We start from the raw sequence: 18,878 nt of genomic DNA on the forward strand, positions 1-18,878 counted from the left end.
GCGGACGCAAATTCGGGACCGGTGATGAGCAAGAGACTTCAGGTAGCACTGGTTGCGGGATTGCTTGCCGGCTCAGGCTGCACAACGACCAGCCTGAGCAGCGGCGGCGGAGTGGTTCCAGCGCTTGGCGGTGGCGACGATGCTTCCAGCGGCAAGGTTGCCGCACGCATCATCAATGCGATGGATGGCGGCCTCATCGGCGGCACGATCGGCAATGGCTTGAACAGTGACGATCGGCGCAAGGCCTTGGAGGCCGAGTACCGCGCGCTGGAATACGGCCAGGGTGGACAGGCGGTCGCCTGGAAGGGCGACGGTCGTTCGGGCGAAGTCGTGGCCGCACAGCCCTATCGTGTCGGCTCGCAGGACTGTCGCCAGTATTCGCAGACCGTCTTCACCACGGGAACACCGCTGGTCGCGCGCGGAACGGCCTGCCGGAATGCCGATGGAAGCTGGACGCCGCTGACCTAAGTCTTCACGTGTTGTTGCTTTGGCAGAGGCGTTCGAACCGTCAATAAGCCGCAGCACGGAGATGTTGGCAGCTTGGAGGCTGCTGGCTATTTAGGTGACATGCTGTTCTGGATCATAGCCGCTGTTCTGACGCTTGGTGCGAGCCTTGCGGTCTTGTTGCCGCTGACGCGGCAGACCAGGGCCAGGGACGATGCGAGCCATGACCTCGAAGTCTACCGTGATCAACTCGGCGAAGTCGACAGGGATGCGGTGCGCGGGCTGATCGCGCCTGCGGATGCCGAGCAGGCGCGCGCCGAGATCGCCCGCCGGATCATCAAGCTCGATGCAGAAAATGCGCGCGAGCCGAAGAAGGCATCGCAGCTCGGACCTCGTCTCGTCGGCATGATCGCCGTGCTTGCCGTCCCGCTGCTGAGCTGGAGCGTCTACACCGCGATCGGCTCGCCCACCGTTCCCTCGCAGCCACTGAGCGCGCGCCTGTCGCAGAAGCCGGCGGACAGCTCGGTCGACGAACTGATCGCCCGCGCCGAGGCGCATCTGGTGGCCAACCCGTCCGACGGCCGCGGCTGGGACGTGCTGGCACCGGTTTATCTCAGGATCGGGCGCGCCAACGACGCTGTTACCGCATATCGCAACGCCATCCGCATTCTCGGCTCGACGACCACCCGCCAGTCCGGGCTCGGCGAGGCCATTGCCGGCTCGGCGGGCGATATCGTCACCTCGGACGCGCGCCTGGCCTTCGAGGCAGCGCTCAAGCTTGAGCCCACCGATGCCAAGGCCCGCTACTTCCTGGCACTGGCGCTGGCGCAGGAAGGCAAGATTGCCGAGGCCGCGGCTGCCTGGCGGCTGTTGGCCGCAAGCCTGCCTGCCGACTCGCCGTGGCTTGCGGCAGCGGACCAAGCGGTAGCCCAGGCCGAGGTGCGTACCGCACCGGCCAAGCAGGCCGCCGGTGCGCCTGGACCGAACCAGGACGACATCGACGCTGCCGCTTCCATGTCGTCGGGCGACCGCACGGCGATGATCGAGGGCATGGTGGCGACGCTGGATGAGAAGCTGCGCCAGAACCCGCGCGATCCGGAAGGCTGGCTGCGGCTGGTGCGTTCATATCAGGTGCTCGGCAAGACCGACCTTGCCCAGGCTGCGCTCGGCCGCGCCTACACCGCATTGGGCCGTGACAGTGAGGACGGCCGCAAGCTGACGGAACTCGCAGGGTCGCTCGGCCTGAAGGTCACGGAGTAAACGATGACGCGCAAGCAAAAACGGCTTTCGGTGATCGCAGGCGCGCTGGCCTTCCTAGGGGCCGCCACCGCGCTGACCTTTTACGCGCTTGGCCAGAAGGCGTCCTATTTCTACATGCCCGCGGATCTGCAGACCGCGACCCTTGAGCCCGGCCAGCGCATTCGTCTTGGCGGTCTTGTCGAGAACGGCAGCATCGTGCGCGGGCAGGGCACCCAGGTCGCGTTCGGCGTGACCGATTCCGAGAAGACGGTGAAAGTGCGCTACACCGGCATCTTGCCCGATCTGTTTCGCGAAGGGCAGGGTGTGATCACCGAGGGCAGCTTCGGGCCCGACGGCGACTTCATCGCCGACAGCGTGCTGGCCAAGCATGACGAGAACTACATGCCCAAGGAAGTCGCCGACAGCCTGAAGGCGAAGGGCGTTTGGCAGGAAACCACCCAATGAATGACGGGCAGCGCTGATGGTTGAGACGGGTCACTTCTCGCTAGTCCTCGCGCTAGTCCTGTCGCTGGTCCAGTCGCTGGTGCCGCTCTACGGTGCGCACAAGGGCGACGCCAGGCTGATGGCGGTTGGCGGGCCGGTCACCGTCACCGGCTTCGCCATGATCGCGTTGTCGTTCGCCGCGCTGACGGTGGCCTATGTCCAGTCGGACTTCTCGGTCACCAATGTCTGGGAAAATTCCCACTCGCTACAGCCGCTGATCTACAAGTTCACCGGGACATGGGGCAACCACGAGGGCTCGATGCTTTTGTGGGTGCTGATCCTCAGCTTCTTCGGCGCGCTCGTCGCTGCCTTTGGCGGCAATCTGCCGGCCACCCTGCGTGCCAACGTGCTTGCGGTTCAGGGCTGGATCGGCACGGCCTTTCTCCTCTTCATCCTCATCACATCGAACCCATTCGCTCGCCTCGTACCGGCACCGATCGAAGGCAAGGATCTCAACCCGATCCTCCAGGACATTGGTCTCGCGGTTCATCCGCCGCTGCTTTATCTCGGTTATGTCGGCTTCTCCGTCTGCTTCTCCTTTGCCGTGGCAGCGCTGATCGAGGGCCGCATCGACGCGGCATGGGCGCGCTGGGTGCGGCCGTGGACGCTCGCTGCCTGGGTGTTCCTGACCGGCGGCATCGCCATGGGCTCCTATTGGGCCTATTACGAACTCGGCTGGGGCGGCTTCTGGTTCTGGGACCCGGTCGAGAACGCCTCCTTCATGCCTTGGCTGGCCGGCACCGCACTGCTGCACTCGGCCATCGTCATGGAAAAGCGCTCAGCGCTGAAGATCTGGACGCTGCTGCTTGCGATCCTGACGTTCTCGCTGTCGTTGCTCGGTACATTCCTGGTGCGTTCAGGCGTGCTGACCTCGGTTCACTCCTTTGCCAGTGACCCGAGCCGCGGCGTGTTCATCCTGTGCATCCTGACGCTGTTCATCGGCGGTTCGCTGGCGCTGTTTGCCTTCCGGGCCTCGTCGTTGACAGCGGGCGGCATCTTCCATCCGATCTCGCGCGAAGGCGCGCTGGTACTGAACAATCTGTTCCTGACCACGGCGACCGCGACTGTGCTGATCGGCACGCTCTATCCGCTGGTCGTCGAGGCGATGTTCGGCGACAAGATTTCCGTCGGCGAGCCGTTCTTCAACCTCACCTTCGGCCCGCTGATGATCCCGCTTCTGGTCGTCGTGCCCTTCGGCCCGCTGCTGGCCTGGAAGCGCGGCGATGTCTTTGCGGTGGCGCAGCGACTGATGTTTGCCTTTGGCGCGGCACTTCTGGCTGTCCTCGTGACGTACCTGTTCATTGATGGCGCCTCGGTGTTCGCGGCCCTTGGTGCTGGTCTTTCTGCCTGGCTCGTGCTTGGCGCGCTCACCGATCTCGCCTTGAAGGCGGGTATCGGCAATGTCGCGCCTGGCATGGCGCTGCGCCGCTTCGTCGGCCTGCCGCGCTCGGTGTTCGGCACGGCAATCGCCCATCTTGGCCTTGGCTTGACGCTGCTCGGCATCGTTGGCGTCCTTTCTTTCGAAAAGGAAGCAATCCTGGTCATGAAGCCGGGTCAGGTCGTGGAAATCTCGGGCCACAGCCTGCGCTTCGACGGATTGACGCCGGTCCGTGGGCCCAACTTCACCGAGGACCAGGGCCATTTCTCACTGCTTGGCGCCAATGGCCAGCCGAGCGATGTCATCATGTCGTCCAAGCGCTTCTATCCGGTGCGCCAGATGCCGACGACGGAGGCCGGCATCAAGACGATGTGGCTCAGCCAGCTCTACATCTCGCTCGGCGATGAATCGGGCGATGGCTCGGTGGTCGTGCGTGTGTGGTGGAAGCCGCTGGTGACGCTGATCTGGGGCGGTTCGCTGGTGATGATGCTGGGTGGCTTCGTCTCGCTGCTGGACCGCCGCCTGCGGGTGGGCGCGCCGGCACGGCGCAAGTCCGCCAAACCTTTGGCGGTGACGCCATGACAGCCCGGCTGCCTGCGATCGCCGGATTTGTCGCAGCGCTGCTGTTTGCAGGAACAGCACTTGCGGTGAAGCCCAGCGAAATGCTTGCCGATCCGAAGCTCGAGGCACGCGCGCGGCTGCTTTCGGAAGAGCTGCGTTGTATGGTCTGCCAGAACCAGTCCATCGACGAGTCCGATGCCGAACTGGCCGGCGATCTGCGCGTGCTGTTGCGCGAGCGGCTGCTTGCCGGCGACAGCGACGAGCAGGTGATGGCCTACATCGTTTCGCGTTATGGCGAATTCGTGCTGCTCAAGCCGCAGTTCAACCTGCGCAATGCCTTGCTGTGGGGCACGCCGGTGCTGCTCCTGTTCGGTGGCGGTGCCTTCGTATTCCTGTCGGCGCGCTCGCGGCGCAGGCAGGAGCCAGCCGGCCTGACCAGGGACGAGCAGGCAGCACTTGACGCGATCCTGAACAAGGACGCCTGAGCCGAACATTACGAAAGTTTCATGCTTCGGAAATGGTGGCGTAATGTGAGCTTCTCTATCTCTTGAACCAACGGATGCGACTCCACTGCATCCCGTTCAAGAGGATTAGAGACAATGAGCACCACCCCCCTTTCGCGTTCTCGCAAGCGTCTCATGGCTGCCGCCGCATCCGTCGCCCTGGCGGGCGCGATTGGCCTCGGCGCCGTCACCGGCGGAACGGCCCCCGTCTATGCCGAGGCAGTGCGTGTCGAAGCGCCCCAGGCACCCGGCTTCGCCGATGTCGTCCAGCAGGTCTCGCCGGCAGTCGTCAGCGTCCAGGTCAAGGCGCGGATCGACCCGGCTGCTGACCGTGGCATGTCGCCCTTCTCCAACGAGCAGGGTTTTGACGACCTTCCCGATAATCACCCGCTGAAGCGCTTCTTCCGCCAGTTTGGCCAGGACGGCAACGGCAACCAGGATCGTCCGCGCTTCAATCGTCGCGACGGCAGCCAGAAGCCGCGTCCGGTCGCGCAGGGTTCGGGCTTCTTCATCTCTGAGGACGGTTATCTCGTCACCAACAACCACGTTGTCTCGGACGGCACCGCCTATACGGTGGTCGCCAATGACGGCAAGGAATATGATGCCAAGCTGATCGGCACCGATCCGCGCACCGATCTGGCCGTGCTCAAGGTCGATGCCAGCACCAAGTTCACCTATGTCGGCTTTGCCGACGACGCCAAGGTTCGCGTCGGCGACTGGGTCGTTGCCGTCGGCAATCCGTTCGGCCTCGGCGGCACCGTTACCGCCGGCATCGTCTCGGCCCGTGGCCGCGACATCGGCGCCGGCCCCTATGACGACTTCCTGCAGATCGACGCTGCTGTGAACCGCGGCAATTCGGGCGGCCCCGCCTTCAACCTGAACGGCGAAGTCGTCGGCATCAACACTGCCATCTTCTCGCCCTCGGGCGGCAATGTCGGCATTGCCTTCGCCATCCCCGCCTCGACCGCCAAGCAGGTGGTCCAGGACCTGATGAAGAGCGGCAGCGTGCAGCGTGGCTGGCTCGGCGTGGAAATCCAGCCCGTGACCGCCGATGTCGCGGAATCTCTCGGCCTGAAGAACGAGAAGGGCGCTCTCGTGGCGAGCGCCCAGGATGCCGGTCCGGCCAAGCAGGCGGGCATCGCCGCCGGCGACATCATCACCGGTGTCAATGGCCAGGACGTTGGCTCGCCGAAGGAACTGTCGCGCCTGATCGCCGGCATCACTCCAGGAAAGTCTATCGACGTCACCGTCTGGCGCAACGGCAAGGCCGAAACCCTGAAGGTCAACCTCGGCGAGATCCCGGGCGGCGACAAGAAGGCCTCGGCCGACCAGCCGTCGTCGCCGGCCGAGCCGAGCACCCTGGCTGACCTCGGCCTGACCGTGACCCGTTCCGAGGACGGCAAGGGCCTGGTCATCACCGATGTCGACCCCTCTAGCGACGCTGCCGACCGCGGCATCCAGGCCGGCGACGTGATCACCGCGGTTAATGCCGTCGAGGTCCAGTCGGCGTCCGACGTCACCAAGGCGCTCGACCAGGCGGAGAAGGCAGGACGCAAGGCCGTCCTGTTCCAGATCAGCCGCGAGGACTCCAACCGGTTCGTCGCCCTGCCGCTCAATCAGGGCTGACCGTTCGCTCCCGCTGGGTGGCTTCATCACCCCCAGTCGCACGGCGGGAGCTTACGGCGCCGGATAGTTTGTCAGTCTTCGATTCCGGCACCGGTGGCAGCGGGCTCCCATCGTCCGCTGCCACATTCACGTTAGGAGGAAACGACATGTCGCCTCTGACATCCCACAAAATCGCGTATAACGACGGCATGAAGATTCTTGTCATCGAAGATGACCGTGAGGCCGCCGACTACATGCAGAAGGCATTCGCGGAAGCTGGCCACACCGCCCATGTCGCGGGCGACGGCGATTCAGGTTTCGCGCTTGCCGATGCTGCCGAATACGATGTCCTCGTCGTCGATCGCATGCTGCCGAGGCGCGATGGTCTTTCGGTGATCGCCGGCCTGCGTTCGCGCGGCAACACGACACCTGTGCTGATCTTGTCGGCGCTCGGCGAGGTCGACGACCGGGTCACCGGTCTGCGCGCCGGCGGCGACGACTATCTCACCAAACCCTACGCGTTCTCGGAATTGCTGGCGCGTGTCGAAGTGCTCAACAGGCGTGCCCCGACGCGTGAATCCGAAACGCTCTACCGGGTTGGCGATCTCGAGATCGACCGGCTGTCGCATACGGTGCGTCGCGCCTCGCAGGAGATCGTGCTGCAGCCGCGCGAATACCGCCTGCTCGAATATCTGATGCGCCACGCCGGCCAGGTGGTGACGCGCACGATGCTGCTCGAAAATGTCTGGGACTACCATTTCGATCCGCAGACCAATGTCATCGACGTCCACATTTCGCGGCTGCGCGGCAAGATCGAGAAAGGCTTCGAGAAGCCGATCCTGCACACCATCCGTGGCGCAGGCTACATGCTCAAGGCCGGCTGATGGCATTCAGGCTGCCGGCCATCATGAAGACGACCGCAGCGCGCCTCTCGGCGCTCTACCTCTTGCTTTTCGCCCTCTGCGCGGTCCTCCTGGTCTTCTACATGACGTCGCTGTCGGCACGCATGCTGATGGTGCAGACCCAGGAAACCATCAACGAAGAGGTCCAGGGCCTTGCCCGCGGCTATCAACGTGGCGGCATCCCGGTGCTGGTGCGCGTGGTCGAACAGCGTTCGCGCCAGCCCGGCGCCAACCTCTATCTGCTTGCCGACCCGAACGGCCAGATCCTGTCGGGCAACGTCCAGAGCATCCAGCCGGGCGTGCTGCAGCGCGAGGGCTGGACCGAACTGCCTTTTTCCTATGAGCGCTACGGCGAAGCCGCCGGCAGGCGCCAATCGACCGAGGCGGAAACGCCGACGGAGGTCGGCCACAACGCCATTGCTGTGGTACTGCGCCTGCCCAACCAGATGATCCTGATGGTCGGCCGCGACCTCGGCGAACCCGAACGTTTCCGCGACGTGATCCAGCGCTCGCTGATGCTGGCACTTGCCATGATGGGTTTCGGCGCGTTGCTGATCTGGTATTTCGTCGGCCGCCGCGCGCTGAAGCACATCGACAGCGTTTCCGAGGCCAGCCGGCGCATCATGGCCGGCGACCTCAGCGGCCGCCTGCCGGTGACAGGTGCCGGCGACGAGTTCGACCGGCTCTCGGAAAACCTCAACGCCATGCTGGCCCGCATCGCCCATCTCAACGACGGGCTGAAGCAGGTTTCCGACAACATCGCCCACGACCTCAAGACCCCACTGACGCGCCTGCGCAACCGCGCCGAGGCGGCCCTGTCGGGCAAGAAGACCGGAGCCGACTACCGCGAGGCGCTCGAAGGCACAATCGCCGAGTCCGACCAGCTCATCCGCACCTTCAACGCGATCCTGATGATCTCGCGCCTCGAGGCCGGCTACTCCGCCGAGTCGACCGACAAGGTCGATCTCGCCGCTGTCGTTCACGACGTCGTCGAGCTCTACGAGCCGGTTGCCGAAGAACTGGGCGTTGGCTTCGAGGCGAGCGTCGCCGGTCCTGTCGTCGTCAACGGTAATCGTGAATTGATTGCCCAGGCGCTGTCCAACATCATCGACAACGCCATCAAATATTCTGCCGGATCGGTTGAAAAGCCCCATGTCGGCGTCACCCTGCAGCGCGAAGGCGACGAGGTTCGGCTGCAGGTGTCCGACAATGGCCTTGGCATTCCCGACGAAGGCGATCGGGCGCGGGCCACCGAGCGCTTCGTCCGTCTGGAGAAGAGCCGCTCGCAACCGGGCTCCGGGCTCGGGCTCAGCCTCGCCAAGGCGGTGATGAAGTTTCACAATGGCCGGCTTGATCTTCTGCCCGGCAATCCCGGATTATCGGTCCTGATGGGCTTTCCCGGATCGAAGGACGCATAGATGAAAACCGTGGCCGCGAGCAAGACAGCGACCGAGTGGCTTCTGGAGCCCTTAACCAACGTCGCGCCGCTCGACCCGGAGCGCGCGCAGCGCGAGTTGGCGGAGTTTGCAGGCGTGGCCAAGGAGGAGGGGCTCGACCGTCTCGCCGCCTTCCTGGAGGCGAAGGGTGTTGCTCAGTCCTTTCTTGCCGCCGTCTTCGATCTCTCCGCATTCATGCGCGACAGCGCCCGGCGGCAGCCCGAAATTCTGGACAGGCTGTTCGACCAGACCATCGAGCAGCGGCTCGTCGACATCGGCATCGCGATGGCCGCGATCCCGTTCGAGGACGGCATCGTCGAAAACGCCCTGATGATGCGCTTGCGCCGGCTGAAGGCCGAGGCACATTTCCTGATCGCGCTTGCCGACCTCTCGGGTGAGGCGAGTGCGGCCGACAGCGTGCGCCGGCTGAGCGACCTTGCCGACCTGTGCACCAGTGCTGCGGTCAATTTCCTGCTCAGGGACGCGCATGGCCAGGGCAAGCTCAAGCTGCCCGATCCCGAAAACCCGACCGTCGGGTCCGGCTGGATATTGCTCGGCATGGGCAAGCTCGGTGCCCACGAGCTGAACTTCTCGTCCGACATCGACCTTGTGGTGTTCTTCGATCCCGAGGCGCCGGCGATCGCAGACCCGTATGAAGCAACGGAGCTGTTCGCCCGGCTCACCCGGCGGCTTGTCCGCATCATGCAGGACCGCACCGAGCACGGTTATGTCTTCCGCACCGACCTGCGGCTGCGCCCCGATCCCGGTTCGACGCCGCTCGCCATTCCGGTCCTTGCAGCCCTGCACTATTACGAAAGCCGCGGCCAGAACTGGGAACGCGCCGCGATGATCAAGGCGCGTCCGGTGGCCGGCGACATCGCCGCCGGCGAGGCCTTCCTCAAGGAGCTTCAGCCCTATGTCTGGCGCAAATATATGGATTATGCGGCGATCGCCGACGTCCATTCGATCAAGCGCCAGATTCACGCCCACAAGGGTCATGGCGAGGTTGCGGTCAAGGGCCACAACGTCAAGCTCGGCCGAGGCGGCATCCGCGAAATCGAGTTCTTCGTCCAGACCCAGCAGCTGATCGCAGGCGGCCGCTTTCCTGAATTGCGCGGCCGGGCAACGGTGCCAATGCTGACGCAGCTTGCCTTGCGCGGCTGGATCACGCCGGAGGCGCGCGATGCGCTCGAACGGCAATACTGGTTCCTGCGCAGCGTCGAGCACGCCATCCAGATGGTCGCCGACGAGCAGACCCACATGCTGCCGGAAGACGATGAGGGCCTCCAGCGCATTGCCCACATGCTTGGCTTTGCCGATGCGGATGCCTTCTCCAAGGTGTTCCGTGCTTCGCTGCAAGAGGTCGAGCGTCATTATGCGGCGCTGTTCGAGGCGGCGCCCGAGCTGTCCTCCGGCGTCGGAAATCTCGTCTTCACCGGCGACGTCGACGATCCCGACACGCTGCATACGTTGCGCCAGCTCGGTTTCCAGCGTCCCTCCGATATCTGCCGCGTCATTCGCAGCTGGCATTTTGGCCGCTACCGCGCGACCCAGTCTGCCGAAGCGCGCGAACGCCTGACCGAACTCACGCCAGCGCTGCTCGAAGCCTTCGGCAAGACCCGCCGCGCCGACGAGGCGCTGATGCGTTTCGACGAGTTCCTCGCCGGCCTGCCGGCAGGCATCCAGCTGTTTTCGCTGCTCCAGTCCAATCCGGCACTGCTCAAGCTGCTCGCCACCATCATGGGTGCAGCACCCCGGCTGGCCGGCATCATCACGCGCCGGCCACATGTTTTCGACGGCCTGCTCGACCCGGCATTGCTGTCCGAACTGCCGGACCGCGCCTATCTTGCCGCGCGCCTTGCGGCCTTCCTCGAAAGCACCCGGCTCTACGAGGAGGTGCTCGACCGCCTGCGCATCTTTGCCGCCGAGCAGAAATTCCTGATCGGCGTCCGTTTGCTCGCAGGCGCGATCGACGCCGCCCGTGCCGGCAAGGCTTTTTCTGATCTTGCCGACCTGACGGTCGGGGCGGCACTCGAGGCCGTCGAGGCCGAATTCGCCCGCCGCCACGGCAAGATCGCCGGCGGCAGGGTAGCGATCCTCGGCATGGGCAAGCTCGGCAGCCGCGAACTGACCGCCGGCTCCGACGTCGATCTGATCCTGCTCTACGACCACAGCGAGAATGCCGAGGAGTCCGACGGCGACAAGCCGATGGCGCCGTCGCATTACTTCTCGCGCATGACCCAGCGCCTGATCGCCGCGGTATCGGCGCCCACCGCCGAAGGCGTGCTCTATGAACTCGACCTCCGGCTGCGCCCCTCAGGCAACAAGGGGCCGGTGGCCACCCATATCGACTCGTTCCGCAAGTATCAGCGCGGCGAAGCCTGGACCTGGGAGCACATGGCGTTGACCCGCGCCCGCCCGATTGCCGGCGACGCTTCGCTCTGCACCGAGGTCGAAGCCGAGGTCGCCGCCATCATCGCCTTGCCGCGCGATGCCGCCAAGGTAACGACCGAGGCGCGCGAGATGCGCCAGATGATCGAGGACGAAAAGCCGCCGCACGATCTCTGGGACATCAAGCTGGTCCCGGGCGGGCTGATCGATCTGGAATTCATCGCCCAGGTCGCGGTCCTGACCGGCCAGATCGAGGGCAACGGGCACGCCACTGGAACGGCCGAGACGCTGCATCGGCTAGCGCCAGGCTTCGCCGATGCGCAGGTGCGGCAGGATCTCGTCGATGCCTACGTGCTCTATCAGGCGATCACACAAATGACGAGGCTGTGCCTCACCGGTGCGTTCGAACGGAACGATGTTCCGCCGGGATTGTCGGACCTGCTGCTAGCAGCAACCGACCTTCCCGATTTCAGCGTGCTGGAGGCGCATCTCAAGGAGACGTCGCAGAAGGTCAGGGACCACTTTGACCTTCTGCTCCGTGCGAAGCGCAAATGAGGCGATGGGACGCCGCGTCAGCGCTTCGGTCAGCATCGGGGGTGTCGATGCAACAGGAGAAACCCCATGAACACGTCAACAAGGATCGCGATCGCCTTTCTCGCCCTCGCCGGCACTGCCGGAACCTCCGCCTTTGCCGCCAACGGGCAGGGGCAGCGCGGCCAGAACATGAAGCCGCAGATGCGTTTCGAACGGGCCGATGCCGACAAGAGCGGCGACGTCACCTTCGAGGAGTTCGCTGCCGCCATGAACACCCGGCTGCTGGATGCCGATGAAAACACCGACGGCAAGATCACAGTTGCCGAGGTGGCGGACCAGATCCAGCGCATGCGCGCCGAGCGCATGGCTGAGCGCCTGATCAAGCGCTTCGACGCCAATGGCGACGGCGAGCTGACCAAGGCGGAAATCGAGTCGCGGCAGAAGAAGATGTTTGCGCTGCTCGACCGCAACGACGACGGCAAGATCGTCAAGGACGAGATGCCTGTCCGCGGCTGGCATGGTCGCGACGGCAAGCACTAACGCGGACGCCTAAGCTGAGAAACCTCCCGGAGATTGCCTATCCGGGAGGTTTTGTTTTGTCCGGACACGACCTTGCGCAACCTTGCCGCAATGCAGCCGGCCTCTGCTCGCCTCCAACAAAGGAGTGCCGCCATGAGCTGGATCGCTGCCATTTTCTCGCTGTTCATTTCCGCTGCCGCTATAGCCCAAGCGGCATTGCCGCCGACGCCGCCGGGCAAGGTGCTCGCCGAACTGCTTGAAGCCTTCAATAGTGGCGACACGGCGAAGGCCGAAGCCTTCGACCGCACCTACCAGCCACAGGACCCGATCGCCGGCATGGCCGCCTTGCGCGGCCAGACCGGCGGCTTCGAACTGGTCAAGGTCGAGACAAGCGACGCCACCACGCTCATAGCCTTTCTCAGGGAAAAGGCGGGTGATCGCTTCGCAAGATTGCAGCTGTCGCTGAGCGGCGGCGTGGAACCGAAACTGACAGGCTTTCGGCTCGAACCGGTGGCGCCGCCACCCGGTCTTGGCGCTAAGCGCCTGTCCTTGGCCGAAGCGCTCGCCGCGCTAGTCAAACGTCAGGACGAAGCTGCGGTTGCCGACAGGTTTTCCGGCGCATTGCTGGTCGCCAAGGATGGCATGGTCGTATTGGAGAAAGCCTGGGGCCTGGCCGATCGCGAGCGCAAGCTATCAGTGACAGTCGACACCAGGTTCCGCATCGGCTCGATGAACAAGATGTTCACCGCGGTGGCTATCCTGCAGCTGGTCGAAGCCGGCAAGCTCGGCCTCGACGACCCGATCGGCAAGTACTTGGTCAGTTACCTCAACAAGGACATCGCCGAGCAGGTCACCGTTCGCCATTTGCTGACCCACACCGGAGGCTCCGGCGATATCTTCGGTCCCGAATTCGACCGCAACCGGCTCAAGCTCAAGACCATCGACGACTACATTGCGCTCTATGGTGAGCGCGCCCCGCTATTTGCTCCCGGCACCGCGCAGCGCTATTCGAACTATGGCTTCATCCTGCTCGGCGCCCTGATCGAGAAGGTCAGCGGGCTGAGTTATGACGACTATGTCGAGAAGAAAATTTTCGAGCCGTCCGGGATGACATCGACGGGCTCGCTGCCGGAAACCGAGACTGTACCTGGCCGCGCGAGAGGCTACGTCAACCAGGGTGGCAAGCTCGTGCCGAACACCGACACCCTGCCGTGGCGTGGAACCTCCGCCGGCGGCGGCTACTCGACCGTCGGCGACCTCTGGCGTTTCGTCGACGCGTTGCAAGCCGGCAGGCTCATCTCGAAGAAGATGCTCGATCAGGCGATCAGCACGCAGGTCCAGATGTTCGGCCTTGGCTTCGCCGTTGTCGGCGAGGGCAACTGGAAGGGTTTTGGCCACAATGGCGGTGCGCCGGGCATGAGCGGCGACCTGCATGTCTTCCCCAAGCTGGGCTATGTGCTGGTGTCGTTGTCCAACCTCGATCCGCCTGCCAGCACGCGGCCGCTGGAATTCATCGAGGCCCGGCTGCCGGAAACGCCTTGAACCTCAGGCGGCCTTGGCCAGCCGTTCGACCTTCTTCACCGGGATGCGCACCGACACGATGGTGCCGACGCCTTCGGTCGAGCGGATCTTCAGCGCGCCGCCATGCAGTTCGGCGAGCGAGCGCGAGATGGCGAGGCCGAGACCCGAGCCAGCATGGTTCTTCGAGAACTGGTTCTGCACCTGCTCGAACGGTCGGCCGAGCTTGCCTAGCGCGTCCTTGGGGATGCCGCAGCCATTGTCCTCGATCGACAACGTGAGTGCGCCCGAAGCATTGCGCGCCCGCACCGAAATGCGCCCGCCTTCGCCGGTGAACTTCACCGCGTTCGACAAAAGGTTGATGACGATCTGCTTGACCGCGCGACGGTCGGCGAACAGCGTCATCGAGTCGGCGATCTGCGTCTCCACGGTGATCGACTTCTGCGCTGCCTGCAGCGACACCACGCGGACCGTCTCGCGGATCAGCGGGCAGAGGTCGATCTCCTCGCGGTCCATCGAGAACTGGCCAGCCTCGATCTTCGACATGTCGAGGATGTCGTTGATGACGCCCAGCAGGTACTTGCCGCTGGAGTTGATGTCGCGGGCATATTCTTCGTAGCGCGGCGAGCCCATCGGGCCGAACAGGCGGCCTTCCATCAACTCCGAAAAGCCGATCACCGCATTGAGCGGCGTGCGCAGCTCGTGTGACATGTTGGCGAGGAATTCCGACTTGGCCCGGTTGGCCGCCTCGGCGCGCTCGGTTTCCTTCATGTATTTGCGGTTGAGTTCGACCAGCTCGTCCGAGCGCTCTTCCTCGGAGCGTCGCGCCAGGCTGAGGTCGTGGATCGTCGCCATCAGCCGGCGCTCGCTCTCCATCAGCTTGTCCTGGTGCTGCTTGATCTGGGTGATGTCGGAACCGACAGACACCATGCCGCCGTCGCGTGTGGTCAGCTCGTTGACCTGCAGCCAGCGGCCGTCGGCCAGCTGGCGCTCATAGGTCGCGCCGCCGCGCGGGCCGTTGGCATTGGCCAGCCGTCGTTCGGAAGCGAAGGCGACCATGCGCTCCTCGATCTCCTCGCGCGCCGTGCCCGGCAGCACGTCGCGGTCACCGAGGCCGTTGTCGTGCTGGTACTTCGAATTGCACATCACCAGGCGCCCGTTGGCATCCCACAGCACGAAGGATTCGGTGATGTTTTCGATCGCCGCCCGAAGCCGCTGGTCGGCTGCCTCCGAGCGCAAGGCGAGGTGGCGCTGCTCGGTGATGTCGACGGCAATGCCGGTCATCTGGATTTCAGGCGCTTCCGGGTCCACCACCTGGGCGCGGGCGCGCATCCACACCCAGCGGCCGTCGGCGTGGCGCATGCGGAACACCCGGTCGATATGGTCGACCTCGCGCATGATCACCTGGTTGGCCAGCTCGAACAGGTCGCCGTCTTCGGGGTGGATGATGCGGGCGACCTCGCCGAACGACAGCATCGCCTCACAGGCCTCGTAGCCGAGCAGTTCGTACATCGAGCGCGACCAGTACATCTTGCCGCGCACCATGTCCCAGTCCCACAGCCCGCACTTGCCGCGCACCAGCGCGAGGTCGATGCGCTCGTGTGCTTGCAGATAGATGCCGTCGGCAGCCTGGGCGCGCGCCGCCTGGCTGAAATAGGCGAAGAGGATGACGATCAGCATGCCGGCGGTCATCACGAACAGGGCGACATTGAGCGACACGGTCTTGCGCCAGTCGGCGAACACCGCGTCCTGCGGCACCATGGCGGCGGCCGCCGCGCGCTTGTCGTCGGCGATGCTGACGGCCGCCAGCCAGTCCCTACCGCCGATGCGCACCTCCATCACGCCGGCGCGGTCGCCGAACATGAACAGCGGCTGCCCGCCCGAAACAAGGCCGTCGAGCGCCTGGCCCTGCCACCCGGTCGATTGCGGGCTGACGGCCACGATGCGGAAATTCTGGTCGGTCAGCGCAATGACGTGGCTGCGGCTCAGCGTGCCTTGCTGGCTCGTGCGTTCGAGCAGGTCCTGGCTTGCCGCGGCAAGCGGCCGCTCCGTGGTGGCGCCGACCATCAGCGCATTGACCAGCTCGCCGGCCGAGAGCGCCAGGATCGCCTTGGCATTGCGTTCGACATCGTCGCGCTGCGCCATCAAGGACAGGAAGCGCGTGCCGGCGACCACGATCAGGAAGATGACGATCAGCGTCGGGATGGAGCGGCGGAGCAGCGGCTCGGCGGCCAGCAGCCGGCGATATGCGGGTTCGGCGATGAGGCGTGCATTGCCCGCCAGACCAGCGCTACGCGCCTGCCTGCGACGGCCAAAAGCAGTCTCATCGGGCGCGCCCCACGCGTCCGCCTTTGCCATAAATGGCTCCCCAAATCCCGTTTCCTGGTAGCTCGATCCGGAACACGCCGAACATCCGAATCGTCACTAAAGAATCAAAGCTGATTCGCCTTGTCCAGTGGTCGGCGCGAAAAAGATTAAAGTTCGACTAAAAGTCCGCCCGATTTGCTGCGGCGTATTACGCGCCAAACCAAGGCGGCAGCACCCTGGATTTCAGGGGCTGCCGCTTTTTGGAAGTCATGCGTGGCCGGATCGGCCCGGCCTCGTCAGGCCAGCGTGCGCTCGATGATGTCGCGCAGATCGGCCGACAGGCCTTCCTTGGCCTGGATCGTCAGCAGCGCGTCGCGTGCCTTGGCCTGGCGCTTCGGCTCGAGCGAACGCCATGACCGGAGTGCGGTTGCCAGGCGCGCTGCGACCTGCGGGTTGCGCTTTTCGACAGTCAGCACCGTCTCGGTGAAGAAGGTGTAGCCGGCGCCGTCGGCACGGTGGAAGCCGGTCTGGTTGGCGCTGGCAAAACCGCCGATCAGCGAGCGCACCCGGTTGGGGTTGGCGATCGAGAACGCCGGATGTTCGGTCAGCGCCCGTACCGCCTCGACCGCGCCTGCGCCCGGCGCTGTCGCCTGGATCATGAACCACTTGTCCATGACAAGCGGATCGCCGCGATAGCGCTTGTCGAATTCCGCCAGCGCGGCCTTCGCTTCTTCGCTTCCGGCATGGCGATGCGCCAGCACGGCAAGGGCCGCGGCACGGTCGGTCATGTTGGTGGCCGAAGCGAAATGAGCTGCCGCGCGCTGCGCGCCATCAGGCAGGATCGCGAGATAGTCGAGCAGCGTGTTGCGCAATGCTCGTCGTCCGGCGCTTGCCGCATCCGGCGAGAACGGACCGGACATCAGCAGATCGTCGTAAAGCTGCGAAAAGACTCCGCCATTAGCCTGCGCGATGCTGCGCGCCAGCGCCTCGCGTCCGGCGAAGATGGCATCGGGGTCGATGTTCTTGCCGATCTCGCGGGCAATGTCGGCTTCGCCGGGAAGGGCGAGCGCCAAAGCGCGGAACGCATGCTCGAGCGAGCCGTCGCCAGCGATGCGTCCGGCCAGTCCCGTCAGCTCGGTGCCGAACTTCGGTTGCTTGCCGCCGAGGATGTTCCTGAACGCAGCGATGATCGCGTCGGTCAGCAGCGTGTTGAACGCCTGCCAGCGCGAGAATGCGTCGCTGTCATGCGAGGCGAGGAAGATCTGGTCTTCCGGGCGCTGCTCGATGCTCAGCGTGATCGGCGCCGAGAAGCCGCGATTGAGCGACAGCACCGGCCGCTCGGCGACACCTGAAAAGGTCACGACATGCTTGCGCTTGCGCACGTGAATGACGCCGTCCTCGAAGGTCGCGCCCTCGGCGCCTCCGAAGGCCATGTCCTTGCCGTCGCTGCCGACCAGGCCGAAGGCGAGCGGAATGTGCATCAGCCGCTTGCGGCTTTCCGACGGCGTCGGCGGCACCGATTGCTCGACCTCGATGGTGAACTCGGCGGTGGCGGGGCTGTGCTTCGTCGTCACGCTGAGATTGGGCGTGCCTGCCTGGTGATACCAGAGCGCGAACTGCGACAGGTCGCGGCCCGACACGTCCTCGAACACCTTGACGAAATCCTCGATGGTCGCGGCATCGCCGTCATGACGCTCGAGATAGAGGTCCATGCCACGGCGGAAGGTCTCGGCGCCCAGAATGGTGCGGATCATGCGCACCACTTCCGAGCCTTTTTCGTAGACGGTCGGCGTGTAGAAGTTGTTGATCTCGCGATAGCGGCGCGGGCGGACCGGATGGGCGAGCGGACCCTGGTCCTCGGGGAACTGGTGCGCGCGCAGCGTGCGCACTTCGGCGATGCGCTTGACCGGGCGTGAGCGCTGGTCGGCGGAGAACTCGTGGTCGCGGAAAACCGTCAGACCTTCCTTGAGGCAGAGCTGGAACCAGTCGCGGCAAGTGATTCTGTTGCCTGTCCAATTGTGAAAATATTCATGCGCGATGATCGCCTCGATATTGGCGAAATCCGTGTCCGTCGCGGTCTCCTCGTCGGCAAGCACATACTTGTCGTTGAAGATGTTGAGGCCCTTGTTCTCCATCGCGCCCATGTTGAAATCGGACACGGCGACGATGTTGAAAACGTCGAGGTCGTATTCGCAGCCGAACACCCCCTCGTCCCATTTCATCGAGCGGCGCAGCGAATCCATGGCGTAGCCGGCCTGGTTCTCCTTGCCGTGCTCTACATAGATGCCGAGTTCCACTTCCTTGCCGGAAGCGGTGACGAAGCGATCCTTGATGCAGCCAAGATCGCCCGCGACCAGCGCAAACAGGTAGGACGGCTTGGGGAAGGGGTCGTGCCACACGGCATAGTGCCAGCCGTCAGCGAGGTCGCCATGCTCGACCGGATTGCCGTTGGAAAGCAGCAGCGGTGCCTCAGTGCGCTGCGCTTCCATGCGCACCGTGTAAACCGACAGGATGTCGGGCCGGTCGAGGAAATAGGTGATGCGACGGAAACCCTCGGCCTCGCACTGCGTGCAGTAGACATTGCTGGAGCGGTAGAGGCCCATCAGCGCCTCGTTGCGCGAGGGCGCCAGCTCGGTCTCGATCAGCAGCGTGAAGCGGCCAGATGCCGGCGGCGTGTGGATGACCAGCCTGTCGGGCGTGGCGTCGAAGTCGGCCGCGTCGACCGCCTCGCCATCGATTTCGATGCGGCGCATGGTCAGGCCGTCGCCGTCGAGTTCGAGCTGCACCGGCTTGTCGATGCCGGCGCGCCGCTCGATCGTCAGCCGTGCCACCACCCTGGTGCTGTCTTCGCCGAGACGGAAATCGAGTTCGGTTCTCGGGATCAGGTAGTCGCTGGGCCGGTAGTCTTCGAGACGAAACACCTGTCCAGTGTCAGTGCGCATGTGATGGCCCTCCTGTCGACTTCCGGATGCTCGCCGCAGGCTGGTATCATAAATATGCGGCCGCTGCTCTTTACACGAAACGCCCCCTCGGCAAA

The 18,878-nt window shown here is 64.6% G+C and carries 13 protein-coding genes; 11 read left to right on the top strand and 2 right to left on the bottom strand.

Features of this window, described 5'->3' with window-relative positions; genetic code table 11:
* The first annotated feature begins 24 nt into the window (after window positions 1-24).
* The 11 genes from ACSQ3E_RS07605 to ACSQ3E_RS07655 all read left to right on the top strand — a co-directional run bounded on the left by ACSQ3E_RS07605 (window position 25) and on the right by ACSQ3E_RS07655 (window position 13,558).
* The gene (locus ACSQ3E_RS07605) at window positions 25-468 is read left to right on the top strand and encodes a hypothetical protein (protein ID WP_310323323.1); all 444 of its coding nucleotides are present in this window, start codon (window positions 25-27) and stop codon (window positions 466-468) included.
* 99 nt (window positions 469-567) lie between these two features.
* Window positions 568-1,704 carry a c-type cytochrome biogenesis protein CcmI gene (gene ccmI / locus ACSQ3E_RS07610; protein ID WP_436122216.1) on the top strand — a complete coding sequence of 379 codons (1,137 nt, stop codon included), beginning with the start codon at window positions 568-570 and terminating at the stop codon, window positions 1,702-1,704.
* Between the two features lie 3 nt (window positions 1,705-1,707).
* Window positions 1,708-2,148 (top strand): cytochrome c maturation protein CcmE, encoded by a 441-nt coding sequence (gene ccmE / locus ACSQ3E_RS07615; RefSeq protein WP_436122217.1) that lies wholly within the window; start codon window positions 1,708-1,710, stop codon window positions 2,146-2,148.
* A gap of 16 nt (window positions 2,149-2,164) precedes the next feature.
* Window positions 2,165-4,147, top strand: coding sequence for a heme lyase CcmF/NrfE family subunit (locus ACSQ3E_RS07620; RefSeq protein WP_436122218.1), 1,983 nt, complete (start codon window positions 2,165-2,167; stop codon window positions 4,145-4,147).
* A complete protein-coding gene (locus tag ACSQ3E_RS07625) occupies window positions 4,144-4,611 on the top strand; it encodes a cytochrome c-type biogenesis protein (RefSeq protein WP_436122219.1) in 468 nt (155 codons plus the stop codon). The genes ACSQ3E_RS07620 and ACSQ3E_RS07625 overlap by 4 nt, the downstream gene beginning before the upstream one ends.
* Before the next feature lie 114 nt (window positions 4,612-4,725).
* The gene (locus ACSQ3E_RS07630; protein ID WP_436122220.1) at window positions 4,726-6,255 is read left to right on the top strand and encodes a Do family serine endopeptidase; all 1,530 of its coding nucleotides are present in this window, start codon (window positions 4,726-4,728) and stop codon (window positions 6,253-6,255) included.
* A gap of 188 nt (window positions 6,256-6,443) precedes the next feature.
* Entirely contained in the window at window positions 6,444-7,118 is a 675-nt protein-coding gene (locus ACSQ3E_RS07635; RefSeq protein WP_432288437.1) for a response regulator transcription factor, read from the top strand.
* Window positions 7,118-8,554: an ATP-binding protein gene (locus ACSQ3E_RS07640; RefSeq protein WP_436122221.1), complete on the top strand. Its 1,437-nt coding sequence runs from the start codon at window positions 7,118-7,120 to the stop codon at window positions 8,552-8,554. The genes ACSQ3E_RS07635 and ACSQ3E_RS07640 overlap by 1 nt, the downstream gene beginning before the upstream one ends.
* Entirely contained in the window at window positions 8,555-11,518 is a 2,964-nt protein-coding gene (locus ACSQ3E_RS07645) for a bifunctional [glutamine synthetase] adenylyltransferase/[glutamine synthetase]-adenylyl-L-tyrosine phosphorylase (protein ID WP_436122222.1), read from the top strand. It begins immediately after the preceding gene.
* A gap of 66 nt (window positions 11,519-11,584) precedes the next feature.
* The gene (locus ACSQ3E_RS07650) at window positions 11,585-12,037 is read left to right on the top strand and encodes an EF-hand domain-containing protein (RefSeq protein WP_436122223.1); all 453 of its coding nucleotides are present in this window, start codon (window positions 11,585-11,587) and stop codon (window positions 12,035-12,037) included.
* Window positions 12,038-12,169: 132 nt separating this feature from the next.
* A complete protein-coding gene (locus ACSQ3E_RS07655; RefSeq protein ID WP_436122224.1) occupies window positions 12,170-13,558 on the top strand; it encodes a serine hydrolase domain-containing protein in 1,389 nt (462 codons plus the stop codon).
* Between the two features lie 3 nt (window positions 13,559-13,561).
* On the opposite strand, the gene ACSQ3E_RS07660 is transcribed toward ACSQ3E_RS07655, so the two are convergent.
* Window positions 13,562-15,892 (bottom strand): PAS domain-containing sensor histidine kinase, encoded by a 2,331-nt coding sequence (locus ACSQ3E_RS07660; protein WP_310323341.1) that lies wholly within the window; start codon window positions 15,890-15,892, stop codon window positions 13,562-13,564.
* 245 nt (window positions 15,893-16,137) lie between these two features.
* Window positions 16,138-18,783, bottom strand: a complete 2,646-nt coding sequence (pepN, locus tag ACSQ3E_RS07665; protein ID WP_436122225.1) for an aminopeptidase N — start codon at window positions 18,781-18,783, stop codon at window positions 16,138-16,140.
* Between the last annotated feature and the right edge of the window lie 95 nt (window positions 18,784-18,878).

The organism is Aminobacter sp. LjRoot7, assembly GCF_964252895.1.
Classification (GTDB): Bacteria; Pseudomonadota; Alphaproteobacteria; order Rhizobiales; family Rhizobiaceae; genus Aminobacter; species Aminobacter aminovorans_B.

What these genes read in the sequence shown, in the direction of transcription:
- ACSQ3E_RS07635 (WP_432288437.1), top strand. Translation starts at nt 6,444, where the DNA reads ATGAAGATTCTTGTCATCGAAGATGACCGTGAGGCCGCCGACTACATG.
- pepN (WP_436122225.1), bottom strand. Translation starts at nt 18,783, where the DNA reads ATGCGCACTGACACTGGACAGGTGTTTCGTCTCGAAGACTACCGGCCC.
- ACSQ3E_RS07625 (WP_436122219.1), top strand. Translation starts at nt 4,144, where the DNA reads ATGACAGCCCGGCTGCCTGCGATCGCCGGATTTGTCGCAGCGCTGCTG.
- ACSQ3E_RS07640 (WP_436122221.1), top strand. Translation starts at nt 7,118, where the DNA reads ATGGCATTCAGGCTGCCGGCCATCATGAAGACGACCGCAGCGCGCCTC.
- ACSQ3E_RS07650 (WP_436122223.1), top strand. Translation starts at nt 11,585, where the DNA reads ATGAACACGTCAACAAGGATCGCGATCGCCTTTCTCGCCCTCGCCGGC.
- ACSQ3E_RS07605 (WP_310323323.1), top strand. Translation starts at nt 25, where the DNA reads ATGAGCAAGAGACTTCAGGTAGCACTGGTTGCGGGATTGCTTGCCGGC.
- ACSQ3E_RS07655 (WP_436122224.1), top strand. Translation starts at nt 12,170, where the DNA reads ATGAGCTGGATCGCTGCCATTTTCTCGCTGTTCATTTCCGCTGCCGCT.
- ACSQ3E_RS07645 (WP_436122222.1), top strand. Translation starts at nt 8,555, where the DNA reads ATGAAAACCGTGGCCGCGAGCAAGACAGCGACCGAGTGGCTTCTGGAG.
- ACSQ3E_RS07630 (WP_436122220.1), top strand. Translation starts at nt 4,726, where the DNA reads ATGAGCACCACCCCCCTTTCGCGTTCTCGCAAGCGTCTCATGGCTGCC.
- ccmI (WP_436122216.1), top strand. Translation starts at nt 568, where the DNA reads ATGCTGTTCTGGATCATAGCCGCTGTTCTGACGCTTGGTGCGAGCCTT.
- ACSQ3E_RS07620 (WP_436122218.1), top strand. Translation starts at nt 2,165, where the DNA reads ATGGTTGAGACGGGTCACTTCTCGCTAGTCCTCGCGCTAGTCCTGTCG.
- ACSQ3E_RS07660 (WP_310323341.1), bottom strand. Translation starts at nt 15,892, where the DNA reads ATGGCAAAGGCGGACGCGTGGGGCGCGCCCGATGAGACTGCTTTTGGC.
- ccmE (WP_436122217.1), top strand. Translation starts at nt 1,708, where the DNA reads ATGACGCGCAAGCAAAAACGGCTTTCGGTGATCGCAGGCGCGCTGGCC.